This window comes from Thiocystis violascens DSM 198 (genome assembly GCF_000227745.2).
GTDB lineage: Bacteria > Pseudomonadota > Gammaproteobacteria > Chromatiales > Chromatiaceae > Chromatium > Chromatium violascens.
Genome location: NC_018012.1, coordinates 2,032,193 through 2,047,356 on the forward strand (window position 1 = coordinate 2,032,193; position 15,164 = coordinate 2,047,356).

Genomic DNA, 15,164 nt, shown 5'->3' on the forward strand with positions numbered 1-15,164 from the left:
TCGCGCATGGTGCGTGTAAAGCCGTTTCAAGAGAGGTTGATACTGGTCGTGGACGCAGTCAATGTTTGGCATTCGCCGCGCGGCCACTTATGCTGTCGCCATGAATGATGAAGAACAGATTCCAGATGGTATCGCGCAGCGCTTTCGTGGCTTTCTGCCGGTGGTCGTCGACGTGGAGACGGCGGGCTTCGACGCCCAGCGTCATGCCCTGCTTGAAATCGCGGCGGTCATTATCCGCATGAAACCGGACGGACGGCTGGAGCCTTCGGCCCCGATCGCCTGTCATGTCCTGCCGTTCGTGGGCTCGGAGATCGACCCGCGGGCGCTGGCGTTCAATCGCATCGATCCGGACCACCCCTTCCGTGACGCCATCTCGGAACAGGACGCGCTCACCCGCGTCCTCACGCCGATTCGCAAGGCCGTCAAATCGACCGGCTGCAATCGCGCCATCCTGGTGGGACACAATGCCCATTTCGACCTGGGTTTCGTGAAGGCGGCGGTGGAGCGCACCGGCTTCAAGCGCAACCCCTTCCACGCCTTCAGCGTCTTCGATACGGTGACGCTGGGGGGGCTGATGTTCGGTCAGACGGTGCTGGCCAAGGCCGCGCGGGCGGCCGGGCTGTACTGGCAGAACAGCGAGGCGCATTCGGCCATCTATGACGCCGAACAGACCGCGCGCCTCTTCTGCATGATCGTCAACCGCTGGCACGATCTCGATCCCGTGCGTTTCTGGGAGAACAGCCCGGATGTCTTGACCTTGATGTCGAAAGAAGGCTGACCTGGTCTGGTCAGGTCAGGCGATTTCCGGAAGCCGTCTTACCCATCGAGAGGCAGCGAATGGACATGATGAACACGATTTCGCAGGATTAACAGGATAGAAGCGATAGTTTTTTTAATCCTGTCAATCTTGGAAAATCCTGTGAATCCTGTCCATTGACTGCCTCTCCGTAGATAGATCGTTTTCAACAAATCCCTAACCGCCAGCCTCCTCTGTCTTGGCGACCGCCTGCTCCATCAAGGTTTTGAGTTCCCCGCTGGCATGCAATTCAAGGGTGATGTCGCACCCGCCAACCAGTTCGCCGTCGATATAGATCTGCGGAAAGGTCGGCCAATCGGCATAGCGCGGCAGGTTCTCGAAAATCTCGGGATCCTGCAGGACGTTGACATAGGCAAAGGGGAGGCCGCACTCCTGCAATGCCGCGGCGGCCCGCATGGAAAACCCGCACTGCGGAAACTGCGGAGTGCCCTTCATGTAGATCACGACTGCGTTGCCTTTCACCTGCTCGCCGATGCGCTCCAATACATCCATCTCTTCGCCTCGTTGAAAATTGACAATAATCAATGAAGCTCGGGGCGCGCGTCGGCATTTCAAGCCAGATGCCGCTGCAACCACAGCTCCAGCAGAGCCAGATGCCAGAGTTTGTTGCCCTGGATGCGGGTGTGATGCAGATCCGGCGCGTCCAACAGTTGATCGAGATAGGCTGGTCGGTAGAGACCGCGCTCGCGGCTGGCACGCGAAGTGAGCGCATCGCGCATCAGCTCCAGAAAGGGTCCGCGCACATATTTGAGCGCCGGCATCGGGAAATAGCCCTTGGGCCGGTCGATTACGGCGTCCGGCAGCAGACCGCGCGCCAGCGCCTTGAGCGGATACTTGCCGCCCTCGCGCAGTTTCAGCTCTGGCGGACAGCGGGCAGCAAGTTCGACCAGTTGGTGGTCGAGGAAAGGTACCCGCGCCTCCAGCCCCCAGGCCATGGTCATGTTGTCGACCCGTTTGACTGGGTCATCGACGATCAGCGTGGTGACATCGAGCCGCAGCACCGCATCCATGAATTCGTCGGCGTCCGGCGCGTCCAGCCGCTCGGCGATCAGAGCGGAGGTGTGATCCGCGCCGGCATAGTCATCCGTGACCAGGCGCCGATATTCGGCGTGGTCACGGTCGAAATAGTGCCTGGCGAAACGCTCCAGCCGACTCCCCCCGGTCTCGTCGCGCATGCGCGGATACCAGAAATAACCGCCAAAGACCTCGTCGGCGCCCTGTCCTGACTGCACCACCTTGATCTCGCGCGCGACCTGTTCGGCGAGCAGATAAAAGGCCACCGCATCCTGACCGAACATCGGCTCGGCCATGGCGTCGATAGCCTCCGGCAGGCGCCGCAGCACCTGATCGTTCGGGACCAGAAACTTGCGGTGGCGGGTGCCGTAGCGTTCTACGACCAGATCCGAATACTGGAACTCGCTGCCCGCCTCCTCCGGCGTATCCTCGAAGCCGACCGAGAAGGTTCGCAGATCCGACACGCCCGCCTCCGCCAGCAACGCGACCAGCAGACTGGAGTCCAGACCGCCGGACAGCAGCACGCCCACCGGCACATCCGCCACCTCGCTGCGAATCTTGACCGCGTGACGCAGCGCGGCGTGGATCGACTCCAGCCATTCGGACTCGCTCGGCGGGCGCTCGGGGCGGGTCGCCGACAAATGCCAGTACGCCTGCTCGGTGCGGCCGCCGCTGGCGTCCAGGCGCAGCCAGTGACCGGGAGCGAGCTTGCGCACCCCCTTGAGGATGGTGCGCGGCGCCGGCACCACGGCGTGTAGCGTAAAAAGGTTGTGCAGTGCCACCGGATCGATGGCCGTCTCGACCCCGCCCGCAGCCAGCAATGCCTGCGGATGGGAGGCGAATCGCAGTGCGCGACCCTGCTCGGACCAATACAGCGGCTTGATCCCGAAGCGATCACGCGCCAGAAACAGCACCCGCTGGTTGGCGTCCCAGACCGCGAAGGCGAACATGCCGTGCAGCCGCTCGACGCAGCCGGTACCCCAGGCATGCCAGGCTTTGAGGATGACCTCGCTGTCGCCCTCGGAGAAGAAGCGATAACCCTGATCCTGAAGCTCGCGCCGGAGCGCGCGATAGTTATAGATGGTTCCGTTGAAAACCAGCGCCAGCCCCAGTTCCGCATCCACCATGGGCTGATTGGAGCGCACCGAGAGGTCGATGATGGCCAGTCGGCGATGACCGAAGGCCAGCGCCCCGTCGCTGTAACTGCCGCCGTGATCCGGACCGCGCCGGGCCAGTTCGGCCATCATCGACTGAATCGACTCCAGGCTGGCCGGCATGCCGTCGAAGCGTAATTCTCCACAGATACCGCACATCGCATCGCCCTCGTTCAACGGCGCCCAGAGTACATCCGCATGTTTGTGCGAAATTTCAGCCTCGCACTCACTCGCGGCGATCAGCGAAACGCCGTTTAAATCATCATAAATGAAAGACTTAAACCGTGTCGACGCCGACGCATCCCGATGCGGACAAGGCCGACCCAAATCCAAGAACCAACAAATATCCTGCCGAACGCGGTTTAACGCGGCTTGAGTTGTCAGGATGCGGGCCTATGTTTCACCGCACAAGATCCACTTCACTGGCAAACTCGACTGGAGCATCGCACCATGGCCCACGAATTACCCGCATTGCCCTATGCTCAGAACGCGCTCGAACCTGTCATCTCGGCCGAAACCATCGAATATCACTACGGCAAACATCATCAGACCTATGTCACCAATCTGAACAATCTGATCGCGGGCACCGAGTTCGCGGACCTGAGCCTCACCGACATCATCCTGAAATCCTCCGGCGGCATGTTCAACAACGCCGCACAGGTCTGGAACCACACCTTTTACTGGAACTGTCTGAGCCCGACCGGCGGCGGCGCACCGACCGGCGCGCTAGGCGAGGCGATCACCGCCAAGTTCGGTTCGTTCGACGAATTCAAAAAGCAGTTCGCGCAATCCGCCGCCACCAATTTCGGCTCGGGCTGGACCTGGCTGGTCAAGAACGCCGACGGCTCCATCGAGATCTTCAACACTTCCAATGCCGGCACCCCCATGACCTCGGGCAAGACCGCGCTGCTGACCGTCGATGTCTGGGAGCACGCCTATTACATCGACTATCGTAACGCGCGCCCCAAATACCTTGAAAGCATTTGGGATAAAATCAACTGGTCGTTCGTCGCCGACAATTACGCCGGCTAAGCGGGCGCACGACGCGCTCGATTCTTGTATCGAGCGCGACTTTCACGTTATATTCCACAGCTTCGCCTTCACGACAAAGGCGGTTTCCCTCGCGGAGGAACCGCCTTTTTTGTTTTATTGATGATCGATGACTCCGGGCCCCGACGCCATGAGCGAACCCTTGATGGCCACCTACAAGCGCCTGCCTGTCACCTTTGCGCGAGGTGACGGCGTCTGGCTCTGGGATACCGATGGCAAACGCTATCTGGACGCGCTCTCGGGGATCGCCGTGTGCGGACTCGGGCACGCCCATCCCGCCGTGCGCGACGCACTCTGCGAGCAGGCCGGCCAACTGATCCACACCTCGAATCTCTACGGCATCGCCGAGCAGGAACGTCTCGGGGCCATGCTGACCGAACGGGCCGGCATGGACCGGGTATTTTTCGCGAATTCCGGGGCCGAGGCCAACGAGGCCGCGATCAAGCTCGCGCGACTGCACGCGCACCGGCGCGGTGTGGAAAACCCGGCGATCCTGGTCACCGAGGGGAGTTTTCACGGACGCACCCTGGCGACCCTCTCGGCCACCGGCAATCGCAAGGTCCAGGCCGGTTTCGAGCCACTGGTACAAGGCTTCGTGCGTGTCCCCTACGACGATCTCGACGCGGTCGAGATCGCCGCCGAGAACCGTCCGAACATCGTCGCCATCCTGGTCGAGCCCATCCAGGGCGAGGGCGGCATCCGTCTCCCCGCCGACGACTATCTGCCACGTCTGCGCGACCTCTGCGACCGCGAGGGCTGGCTCCTGATTTTCGACGAGATCCAGACCGGCATGGGGCGGACCGGACGGTTTTTCGCCCATGAGCACGTCGCCGCCATCCCGGATGTCATCACGCTCGCCAAGGGACTCGGCAACGGCGTCCCGATCGGCGCCTGTCTCGCGCGCGGCGCGGCGGCCGAGGTGCTGACGCCCGGTTCGCATGGCTCGACCTTCGGCGGCAATCCGCTCGCCTGCCGGGTCGGGCGCGCCGTGCTGCAGACCATCGACGCGGCCAACCTCGTCGAGAACGCGGCCCGTCAGGGAGCGTATCTGCTCAATGCCTTTCGCGAATCGCTGAGACACGTCAACGGCGTCTCCGAGATTCGGGGGCGCGGCCTGATGATCGGCATCGAGCTGGACCGCCCCTGTGCCGAACTGGTGCCTCTGGCGCTCGCCGCCGGTCTTCTCATTAACGTCACCGCCGAGCGCGTGATCCGACTGCTGCCCCCGTTGATTCTGGAGCAGCCCGAGGCCGACCAACTCGTGCGCGAACTGACCCACCTGATCGAAGGCTTTCTGGGCAACGCCTGAGAACGACTTCGTCGGAGAGACGCGATTCCATGGATGCCCATCGAACCCATTGCCGGCACTTTCTGAGCCTGCTCGACCTGAGCGATGTCGAGGCCCGCGCCCTGATTGCCCGCGCCATCGAACTCAAACGGATGCTCAAAGCGGGTCAGGACTACCGCCCCCTGCCGTACCGCACGCTCGCGATGATCTTTGAAAAGTCGTCGACCCGGACCCGTGTCTCCTTCGAGACCGGCATGGTCCAGCTCGGCGGACATGCGCTCTTTCTGTCGCCCCGCGATACCCAGCTCGGCCGGGGCGAACCTATCGAAGACAGCGCCCGCGTGCTCTCGCGAATGGTCGACGCCGTGATGATCCGCACCTTCTCTCAGGAGACGCTGGAACGCTTTGCGGCTTACTCCAGCGTACCCGTCATCAATGGCCTGAGCGACCGTCTCCACCCGTGCCAACTGCTGGCGGACATGCAGACCTATCAGGAGTCTCGCGGCGACATCCGCGGTCGGCGCGTTGCCTGGATCGGTGATGGCAACAATATGTGCAACTCCTTCCTGGAGGCCGCACGGTTGTTCGATTTCGAGTTGCGCATCGCCTGTCCCGAGGGCTTCGAGCCGGACGCGGCGCTCCTTGCCGCCGCCAGCGATCGCTGCACCCTCGTCCGCGACCCCGAGGAGGCCGCTGACGGCGCCCATCTGGTCGCGACCGATGTCTGGGCCAGCATGGGCCAGGAGGAAGAGCAGGCGCGGCGTCAAACCCTGTTCGCCCCCTTTCAGGTCACCGACGCCGTCATGGCGCGCGCGGCCGGGGATGCGCTTTTCATGCACTGTCTCCCCGCCCACCGGGGCGAGGAAGTCGCGGCCTCCGTCATCGACGGTCCTCGATCCGTGGTCTGGGACGAGGCGGAAAACCGCCTTCACGCCCAGAAGGCGTTGCTGGAGTTCCTGCTGACGGTCGCCGCGTGACAAACGCCGGATTCGTTCCCGCGAGGGACTGCATTTGTTATGACACACGATCAACGACTTCAGCCTCTCTCCCTTTGTCGGGTGCAGGCCAACCGTTACGCCTCGGAGGATACCTCGTGGGACGCTTTCCGCTCTTCATGCTCATTGTTGTCGGCGCGCTGAGCACCGCCCCTGCCCAGGCGGAAACCCAGTATGTGACGGATCAGCTTCAGATCACCATGCGCGCGGGCGAAAGCACGCGTTACAAGATCATCCGCATGCTGGAGAGCGGAACGCCGCTCGACGTGTTGAGCGTCAATCAAACCACGGAGTATGCCCGCGTCCGTACCGAGGACGGCAAACTCGGTTATGTACTCATCAGTCAGCTTCAGAAAGAGCCTGCCGCGCGTGCGCAAATTGCCAACCTGCAAACTCAACTCGCCGAACTGAAGCAGGCGCCGGACGCGCTCGCCGCGAAACTCTCCAAGCTCCAATCCGAACATGCAATCCTCATCGAGGACGCCCAGGCGCTCAAGCAGGCCAAGCAGCAACTGGAGCAGGAACTCGCCACCATTCGTCATGCCTCGGCGAATGTGCTTGAAATCACCAACGAACGGGATCGGCTCCGGATTCAGGCGAGCGAACTCACCCGCGAACGCGAGGAACTCATGCAGGAGCAAACGGAAGCCAGGAATCAGATCAAACAGCGCTGGTTCATGCTCGGCGCTGCCGTGCTATTTGGTGGGGTTCTGCTCGGCCTATTGCTGCCGCATCTAAAATTCCGCCGACGCAAGAGTTCGTGGGGAAGTTTTTGAGAAAACCGATTTGCTGCTGGTTCCTGTGCCCTGGAGATCGACGTGATGCAACTGACCTTTGACATGCCCGAATCGGCCTTTGCCACCTTGCATCAAGCCCCCCGTGAATTTGCGCAGGAAATGCGCATCGCCGCCGCCGTCAAATGGTATGAACTCGGTCGGTTTTCCCAAGGCCGCGCCGCTGAGATTGCGGGCCTGACGCGGGCGGGCTTTATTGACGCGCTCTCGCGCTACCAGGTGAGTCCGTTCCAATACACCGCTGACGACGTCGCCGAGGAACTGCGCGATGCGGATTGAGGCCGTCGTCATCAACGCCTCGCCGTTGATCACGTTATTCCGCAGCGGTCAGGCCGAGTTGTTGCCGCGCCTGTTCACACAGATCGTCGTGCCCGAAGCCGTCTGGCAGGAAGTGACGGTCGACGAACGGGAAGACCGGGCGGCGCGCGAACTGGGCAAACAATCCTGGCCCATCCTCGCGAAACGTCGCGGGTTGCTGGCCTCCGTCAGCGAGGGGATCGCGAAGCTCCGGCAGTCGGGGCTGTGGTTATCCGAAGACGTTCTGCGGATTCTGAAAGACCAGGCCGGCGAATGAGCGACATTGGCGGCGACGCGCTCATTACCGTTCTGAAGCGTCTGGCCTTAACGGCGGCGGGCTGCGAGCAGGCTTTATCACGAGAACATTTTTCCCGAAAACCGCCCGCAACTGACAGCCGCCAACCGCCCCTACTCCACCCCGCGCACTTCCACCGTCCCTGTCTCCGTCCAGGCCCGTTGACGCGGACGGTACATGTCCTCCACCGTCGCCGCCGGATGGGCGAAGAGTCCGGGCGAGACGGCTCGTAGACGGTAGGCAAGCTGGAACTGGGGCCGCGCGTCAGGCTTCCGATCAATGGCGGCGATGAAACGGTCGGCTCTGAACGCGGTGTGCGCCGCTTCTTCCTCCAGACCCAGCCAGGGGATGTCGGCGATGTCGCCGGCCTTGATGAGGTTCGGGTTATCGATCTCGAAACCGGCTGGCAGCGGATCGTTGACGATCAGGCGCGCCTGACGCGGCGTATCGGCCGTCACCGTGATCACGGCGATCAGGCGTCCGCCCTGGACGATCCCGGAGGGCTGGATCCGCCGCCCCTCCAAATCGTAATAGGCGCGTTCGATCCGATAGCCATTACCGCCCGCCGGTTCTGGAGTCAGCGGAACGCCGGTGACCGTGACCAGCGCCTCCAGCGGCGCGCTGCCGCGATTCCCGACGATCGGCGGCTGGGCCACGAGATCCGCCACATCCCAGCGACGGTAGAGCCCGCCCTTCACGGGTTCGCCGCCGAGCATCAACTCCGGCTGATCCGCGCCCGACGTCAAGGCATGCGCGGCGAGCAGGAGCCAGGCGCTGTCCTGGGTGCTGGCATGGTCAGCGGCGGACCACTGATCCTGGAGACGCCGGGCCAGCGCGCGCGCATCCACCGCGGCGGTTTCCGTTTCGACGGCCAGGGTCAGCAGGGCCGCGCCATCGCGCAGATCCGAACCGAAATCGGCCCGCCAGCCACCCGCGTCCCCGTCCGTCGAGAGCATCCCCAGGGCGTTGCGAAAGACCGTCGCGGCGCGCGGGCGGTCCCCGTAGAGCGCGAGCCCCGCGCCTAACTGGGCCTTGGCCATGGGCGTTGCGAAGGCGTCGAGCTTGGTGTCGGCGTAATACCGCAGATCGCCGATCGCGGCGCGGCCATTGCGGGCCAGCACATAGAGCGCGTAGGCAATCTCTTCGCCGCCTTGGCTGAAGTCCGAAGCATACGCAAGACGATTGCGCAGATTGTCGAGCGCCATGTCGAAGGCGGCATCCGGCACCGGATAACCCTGTTCGCGAGCGCGGGTCAGGAAATCGGTGACATAGGCATCGAGCCAGCCGTCGTCGCCGCCCCCGCTCCCCCACAGCCCGAAACTGCCGTTGCTACCCTGATTGGTCAGAATCTCGGCGATGGCCGACTGGATCCGTTCCTTGACCTTGGGCGAAGTCGCGGGGCCGTCGCCCGTCAGACCGACCGCGCCGGCGACCTCGTCCAGATAGAGCAGCGGCAGTGCGCGGCTCGTGAGTTGCTCGGTGCAGCCGTAGGGATAACGGTCCAGCGCCATCAGCAGACCCGCGACATCCAGCCGGCCGGCGCCGCCGATGGAGACCAGCAGCGACCCCGTGCCTGGCAGCCGGTCGGACAGCAGGTCCGCGTCCAGACGCAGTTCGCCGCCGGACGGCAGTTCCGTCGCCTGGGTACGGGAGGTAGGCGGTGCGTTGGAACGCACCGGCAGGGTCAGCGTTTTCAGCAAGTCGCGGCCATCCGGGGTTCGCAGTGCAATGGTCAGTGCGTCGTCGCCAACGCCGACGGCCTTGATCGGGACCGTCACCTGACTGCGTCCGCCCTCGGTCAGATTCAGTGCGCGGGTGGCGGACTCGGCCGGAATCAGGGTATTGCCGCCAGCAGTCGCGACGGTCAGCTCGACCGCCCCGGCCGGACCCTCGACATGCGCCAGATTGACCAGCAGACGCGAGCGATCCCCCGGCGCCAGAAAACGCGGCAGCGCGGCGGACACGACCACCGGATCGCGCACCAGCAGATCCGTCACCGCATGCCCGACTCCGTCCGTGGACCAGGTCATGGCCATGACGCGCAGGGTGCCGTTGAAATCCGGAATGGCGAAGGAGACGCTCGCCCGGCCCTGGTCGTCGAGTTTGACGATCCCGGAATGGTAGGCCACCAGTTCCTCGGACGGCGGCGGCCCCTCCAGCTTCAGCAGCGAACCATCGCCGCCCGAGCGCACGATGCCCGGCACGCCCTGCATGCGGTCGATGAGCTGACCATAAAAGTCGCGGATCTCCATCCCAAGCCGGCGCTGGGCGAAATACCAATCCTCCGGCGCTGGCGGCTGATAGCGGGTGAGATTGAGAATGCCGGCATCGACCGCGGCGACCGTCACATAGGCCCTCCGACCCGCCAGATTGCCGACCGCGACCGGAATCTCGATGGTCTGGCGCGGGCTGACGGTGCCGGTCAGTGCCGGCGGCAGATCGAGCTTGAGATCGAGTGCGCGCTGACCTGGATCGACGCCCGCCCAAGTCAGACCGATGGCCCGCGCCGGCATCCGTTTGGCGGCCAGATCCATGGGCCGGTAGAGTACGGCCGTGACATAGGCGCCCGGTCCCCAGTCCGCCGTGACCGGCAGTTCGACCGTCGCGCCCGACTCGGACACCGCGACCGCCTTCATGGCGATGACGCGGTCATCGACCACCATCACCAGCGCCAGACCGGGGAAACGCGGCTCGATCCGCGCCTTGACCTTCTCGCCAACCCGGTACTTTTCTTTATCCAACGAGACCTTGAGCAGATCCGGCGTATCCTGCGCGCCGGGCTTGACATACCAGCCGGCCTCGAATTCCAGGTCGACCGGCAGCACAGCCCCCTCCGGCGCTTCCAGCGCCAGCCGATAGGCGCCCCAGTCGACCGGCGACTCGATCCGTCCGACTTCGTCCAGACCCGCATCGAGCGTCCCGTCGGCAACGCGCTGGCTGGAGGTGATGGGCTCGTAGTCCCAGGTGCCATCCGACTCGTACCACTGGAAACTGGTCGTCAGGCGCGAGAGTGTCCAGCGCAGCCCTCCGAGCGCCATCCGTCCGCCATCCGCGCCGAGCGCGATCACCTCGAAACGGGCATTGCCGCCCTCCTCCACCGAGCCGTCGAACAGCGGCTTGATCCCGATGCGCGCCTGTTTCGACGCCACCGGGAGGCTCAGCGAACGCTCGACCGGACGCCCATTGTCGTCCACCACCCGCACCTGAACGCTCGCCTCCAACGGCTTGCTGGTCGGCGTGATCTCCGGGACGGTCAGCGCAATCGCGGCCTTGCCCTGCCCATCGGTCTGAGTGGCGGTCAGCGGACCGCCGACCGGCGCGAACGCCTCGCTCTCCAGACCGAAGCGATAACCGGGGAAACCGGGCAGGGTATCGGCCGGCGTCAACCGGATCTCGCCCTCGACCGCCAATCCGGCGGCGGGCGCGCCATAGAGAAAACGGGCATCCAGGGCGATGTCCGGCGGGGCCTCCGGATCGATGGCCGCGGCCTGACTCGCCAGATCGAAGGTCAGACGCTCCGGCTCGAAGTCCTCCACCAGAAAGGCCAGATCGGCCAGCGGCTCGCCCTTGGGATCGGTATAAACCTGGGCGCGCCAGGTGCCGCGCATGGCCGAGCGGCTCAGAGTGACGGCGGACTGATGCCCGCCCGCGCCCTGATCCTGGGTTAGCTCGCGCAGAAACTCCACCCCGTCCGGACGCTTGACGATCAGCGTGAGAGGGAGATTCGGGACCGCATTCGCCCGCGCATCGCGGACCAAGGCGGTCAGATGAACCGTCTCGCCGGGCCGGTAGGCGCCGCGCTCGCTGACCAGATAGACATCCAGCGGCTTGGGCGGCGGGCGGCCCGCGACGCCCCGATCACCGAGATCGAAGGGGGTCTGGGTCAGATCGAGAAAGGCATAGTCGCCGTCCGGCCCTTCCGCGACCAGCAGCGCCGGGGCATTGCCGCCCGTGCCGCGTAGCAGACCCGGCTCGAAGCGGGCATGCCCCTCGGAGTCCGTGGTCGCCTGTCCGAGGATGTCGTTATTGACCGCCACCAGACGCACCGCGACCTTGCCCACGGGCCGGGCGGTCGCGAGCGAGCGCACCAGCGCATGCAGTCCATCATTGCCGGCGAAGGTCGCCAGCCCCAGCTCGGTGACGACGAACCACTGCGTCGCGAGGTTCTCCGAGCGGTCGGTCGCATTCCGGGGCCTTGCGGTCATTGCATAGGCGCCCGGCTCGATGTCGGCGATCAACGCGCCGACCGGCACCGCCGTGGTCACCTCCCGATTCAACTCGGGCCTGATCTCGACCGTCCCCGTCCAGACCGCCTCGCCGGTCTGATCGACGATCCGATTGGCGGCCCATCGATCGAGCTGGGCACGGAAGGTGCCGTTCTCCATGGCCTGGGTCAGCGCGCGGTCGCCGACCCGGTAGACCGCCGCCTCGATCCGATCCGTGTTGACCGAGACCACCGGAATCGCCGCCTCGCCGCCCTTGGGCAGCACATAGGCGCGCCCCAGAAAACGGGCCATCGGCGCACGATCGCGCACATAGATTTCCAGATCGGCCCCCTTGACCAGCGCCTCTCCATCGGCGGCGGGCAGTCCGGCGCGCACTTGCACGCGATACCGCTCGCCATGCCGCACGCCGTCGATGCAAATCTGTTGCGCCTCCACCTCCACCGGCAGATCGGTCCGGTCGGCGACCCGCACGAAATCGTTCAGATTGGCGCGGTCGCGGGGCAATGGATCGCTGAACTGGAGACAGATCCGCGGACTGGCGGCGTCGGAGTCGACTTCATGTCCGGTCACGCGAAAACCATGCTCGGCGATCCACTGGTCGAGAGCGGCGCGCGTCTCGGCGGACTCGGCCAACGCCAGCGCGGCGCGGGTGGCGCGAATCGCCGGCCGCCAGTCCTGACGTTGCGCGAAGGCGCGTCCAAGCAGGGCGAGCGCGTCGGCGCGATTTTGCGCATCCTCGGAACGCAGATAGGCATTGATGGCGGCGGCGGTCGCATCCTGTTTGAAACGCTGCTGGGTCTGCCAATCCGACGGTTGGGCCGCGAGGGCGGAGACGGCGAGATCCGCCCAGAGCCCCCGATCCTCGGCATTGAGACGCAGAGCGGCGGCCTGGAGATCGGCGGCGCGCTGATGATTGCCGGCGTTCGCGGCCACCCGCGCCTCGGCGACGAGCGCGTCGCGACGCCCGGCCGGCGACGCCATCCGGGCGATCCGCTCCTCAAGCGCCCTGGCCTCGCTCAACGCGCGCGGGGGCAGAAAGCGCAGTTCCGCCAGACGCATCGCCTTGAAATCGGCCGCAGGCGTCGCGCCCTCGACGATCAAACCGGAGATCGCCCCGTCGAAGGGGCGGCGATCACGACCATCCTCCTTCAGAAAACACCAACCGGCCTTGACGTTGAAGGTGAACGCCCGGCAGCGGACATCGTCCAGGCAAGCCGACTTACACGCATCCAGGCTAACCTCTTTCAGGGTCGCGTAGTCGTGACCGAACACGTCCATCCCGGGCAGAACTGTCAGCGCGCGTTGCGCGGCCTGCGTCGGAACCGCCACGCCAAGCAGCCCCAACGCGACGAATCCCAGAACGAAACACGCGAACAAGCGCGCGATGAGCCTGACACCAGACATGGCGACCCCCTGAACAATGACCCCGATGGGTCAACTCTAGTGCCTTCTCGGACATCGGTAAACCTAGCGCGCGCGATCATCCGCCAAGAATTGGCGCCCGGCTTGCCGGCTGCGAACAGACGACTCTTTGTGGCAAATCGAACACGAACAAGCCATGATCTGGACCACGACGATTCGAGACGCCGATGCATTTTCCTTAACACTCAGTTTCGGTAAGGGTTAAGATCGTCGTGCTTGACACAATCGATGATTGCGCGTGCCTTGCCCGTGGATCATCGACTCTTCACCACAGATGTCCATTTCAGGAGGGTTCGTCAATGTCTAAATCCGCAAAACAGGGGTCATTGCTGGTTGCGCTGCTTCCGTCGGTGATTCTCTATGTCGGCGCCATTGTCCTCCTCGCGCTCACCCGCGAGAGTCTTGGCGGCACGGTCCATTACTGGGAAATCTTCGTCGCGGTTGTCGCCGTCATCTCGCTCCTCTCCGGTTGGGGACAGACCTATGCGGCCAATCGTTCGTACCTCATGTATCTCATCAAACAGTTCATCCATTGGGGGCTGCTGATCGGCGTCCTGTGGATGTTCCAGACCCAAGGCATCAGCTCGGCCCTGGGCGATCAGAAATACACCCTGGTACTGCTTTATCTGCTGAGCATGAGCGCCATCGTCGCCGGTCTGTACATCGACTTCAAAGCGCTCTTTTTTGGCGCCTTCATGGCCATTTGCACCTATCTGCTGGCCGCGCCGGCAAATGTCTCCATTTTGGAGCCGATCGGCAAAACGCTCCGCATCGCCGATCCGCAAACCAAGCCGCTGACCATGATCATCGTGATGGGGGTCATCGCCTTCGTCGCCGGTGCACTGGTTCTGATCAGCGTGCGCGGTTCCATCATGGCTAAGCGCAGCCGGGCATAAGCCACAGCAACCGCACCGAGGCCGCCCGCCACCTTCGCATTCAGACGGAGACGGCGCGGCGGCCCGACGCATGGACCTTGGCCCCGATGACAACCGATTTCCACGAACACGAATTCACCATCCGCCTACACGATACCGACGCCGCCGGGCTGCTTTTTTTTGGCCATCTGTTCCGCCACGCGCATGATGCCTTCGAGGCATTCATGGACATGATCGGCTTTCCAGTGGACCTGATGATCCGCGATGGCCGGATGCTTCTGCCGCTGACACATGCCGAAGCGGACTATCGCCGGCCCCTGCGCCACGGGGATTCGGTGCGGGTTCGGGTCTCGGTGCTGGAGATTCGCCGACGTTCGTTCGCCATCGGCTATCGATTCATCGATCATCTGGGAGAGGTCGCGGCGACCGCTCGCACGGTCCATGTCGAGGTCAGCGCCGACATCGCGCCAGTCATGGACTTATCGGAGTCACTGCGCCTAGCCTTGTCCGCATATCTCGCGGACGACGCGCATACATCCTGAACCTCGCCCGCGACGGCGGCGGTCGATCAGTCGATCGGGATCTTGCGTCCGGCCTCGTCGAGCCGGACAAAGGTGATGCAGGTCGAAAAGATCGGCTCCTCCGCTCCGGTTTCGATGTCGTCGGCGAAAACCTGAACCCCATAGGTCACGGAGGACCGGCCCCGGCAACTCTCGCCCGCGTCGAAACGCAGTACCGCGCCCTGATGCACGCCGCGATGGAACTCGACCCGATCCATGCCGACGGTCACGAACCGACAGCCGGGATTGTCGCGGCTGGCGGCGATCCAGGCGATCTCGTCCACCCATTTCAGCAGACAGCCCCCGAACAGATGACCGTAATGGTTCAGATGCTCGGGCCGCACGACCGTGTAACTCTCCATCCGGATACTCCTCAA

At 64.1% G+C, this 15,164-nt stretch carries 13 protein-coding genes; 9 read left to right on the plus strand and 4 right to left on the minus strand.

Annotated features, from left to right (window positions below; translation table 11 throughout):
- The first annotated feature begins 100 nt into the window (after nucleotides 1-100).
- On the plus strand, nucleotides 101-778 hold the full coding sequence (gene rnt, locus THIVI_RS09035) for a ribonuclease T (protein ID WP_041447454.1): 678 nt from the start codon (nucleotides 101-103) through the stop codon (nucleotides 776-778).
- A 195-nt stretch (nucleotides 779-973) separates the two neighbouring features.
- Here the strand turns inward: rnt and grxD are convergent, their stop codons facing one another.
- Nucleotides 974-1,309: a Grx4 family monothiol glutaredoxin gene (gene grxD / locus THIVI_RS09040; protein WP_014778294.1), complete on the minus strand. Its 336-nt coding sequence runs from the start codon at nucleotides 1,307-1,309 to the stop codon at nucleotides 974-976.
- Nucleotides 1,310-1,368: 59 nt separating this feature from the next.
- Nucleotides 1,369-3,144 (minus strand): N-acetylglutaminylglutamine amidotransferase, encoded by a 1,776-nt coding sequence (locus THIVI_RS09045; protein WP_014778295.1) that lies wholly within the window; start codon nucleotides 3,142-3,144, stop codon nucleotides 1,369-1,371.
- A gap of 291 nt (nucleotides 3,145-3,435) precedes the next feature.
- On the opposite strand from THIVI_RS09045, the gene THIVI_RS09050 reads away from it, so the two are divergent.
- The 6 genes from THIVI_RS09050 (at nucleotide 3,436) to THIVI_RS09075 (ending at nucleotide 7,686) form a co-directional block, all read left to right on the plus strand.
- Nucleotides 3,436-4,017 (plus strand): superoxide dismutase, encoded by a 582-nt coding sequence (locus THIVI_RS09050; protein ID WP_014778296.1) that lies wholly within the window; start codon nucleotides 3,436-3,438, stop codon nucleotides 4,015-4,017.
- A 148-nt stretch (nucleotides 4,018-4,165) separates the two neighbouring features.
- Complete coding sequence (locus THIVI_RS09055) at nucleotides 4,166-5,344, plus strand: aspartate aminotransferase family protein (RefSeq protein WP_041446911.1); 1,179 nt, start codon at nucleotides 4,166-4,168, stop codon at nucleotides 5,342-5,344.
- Nucleotides 5,345-5,373: 29 nt separating this feature from the next.
- A complete protein-coding gene (argF, locus tag THIVI_RS09060; protein WP_014778298.1) occupies nucleotides 5,374-6,300 on the plus strand; it encodes an ornithine carbamoyltransferase in 927 nt (308 codons plus the stop codon).
- A gap of 116 nt (nucleotides 6,301-6,416) precedes the next feature.
- Nucleotides 6,417-7,094 (plus strand): TIGR04211 family SH3 domain-containing protein, encoded by a 678-nt coding sequence (locus THIVI_RS09065; protein WP_014778299.1) that lies wholly within the window; start codon nucleotides 6,417-6,419, stop codon nucleotides 7,092-7,094.
- 45 nt (nucleotides 7,095-7,139) lie between these two features.
- A complete protein-coding gene (locus THIVI_RS09070; RefSeq protein WP_014778300.1) occupies nucleotides 7,140-7,391 on the plus strand; it encodes a UPF0175 family protein in 252 nt (83 codons plus the stop codon).
- On the plus strand, nucleotides 7,381-7,686 hold the full coding sequence (locus THIVI_RS09075; RefSeq protein WP_014778301.1) for a PIN domain-containing protein: 306 nt from the start codon (nucleotides 7,381-7,383) through the stop codon (nucleotides 7,684-7,686). The genes THIVI_RS09070 and THIVI_RS09075 overlap by 11 nt, the downstream gene beginning before the upstream one ends.
- 131 nt (nucleotides 7,687-7,817) lie before the next feature.
- Here THIVI_RS09075 and THIVI_RS09080 read toward each other — a convergent pair whose 3' ends face one another.
- Nucleotides 7,818-13,334, minus strand: coding sequence for an alpha-2-macroglobulin family protein (locus THIVI_RS09080; protein WP_014778302.1), 5,517 nt, complete (start codon nucleotides 13,332-13,334; stop codon nucleotides 7,818-7,820).
- 317 nt (nucleotides 13,335-13,651) lie between these two features.
- Here THIVI_RS09080 and THIVI_RS09085 point away from each other — a divergent pair, with 317 nt between their 5' ends.
- Both THIVI_RS09085 and THIVI_RS09090 read left to right on the plus strand, forming a co-directional pair.
- Nucleotides 13,652-14,248, plus strand: a complete 597-nt coding sequence (locus THIVI_RS09085) for a hypothetical protein (RefSeq protein WP_014778303.1) — start codon at nucleotides 13,652-13,654, stop codon at nucleotides 14,246-14,248.
- A gap of 86 nt (nucleotides 14,249-14,334) precedes the next feature.
- Complete coding sequence (locus THIVI_RS09090; protein ID WP_014778304.1) at nucleotides 14,335-14,769, plus strand: acyl-CoA thioesterase; 435 nt, start codon at nucleotides 14,335-14,337, stop codon at nucleotides 14,767-14,769.
- Nucleotides 14,770-14,795: 26 nt separating this feature from the next.
- Here THIVI_RS09090 and THIVI_RS09095 read toward each other — a convergent pair whose 3' ends face one another.
- On the minus strand, nucleotides 14,796-15,149 hold the full coding sequence (locus THIVI_RS09095; protein WP_014778305.1) for an acyl-CoA thioesterase: 354 nt from the start codon (nucleotides 15,147-15,149) through the stop codon (nucleotides 14,796-14,798).
- Nucleotides 15,150-15,164: the final 15 nt, after the last annotated feature.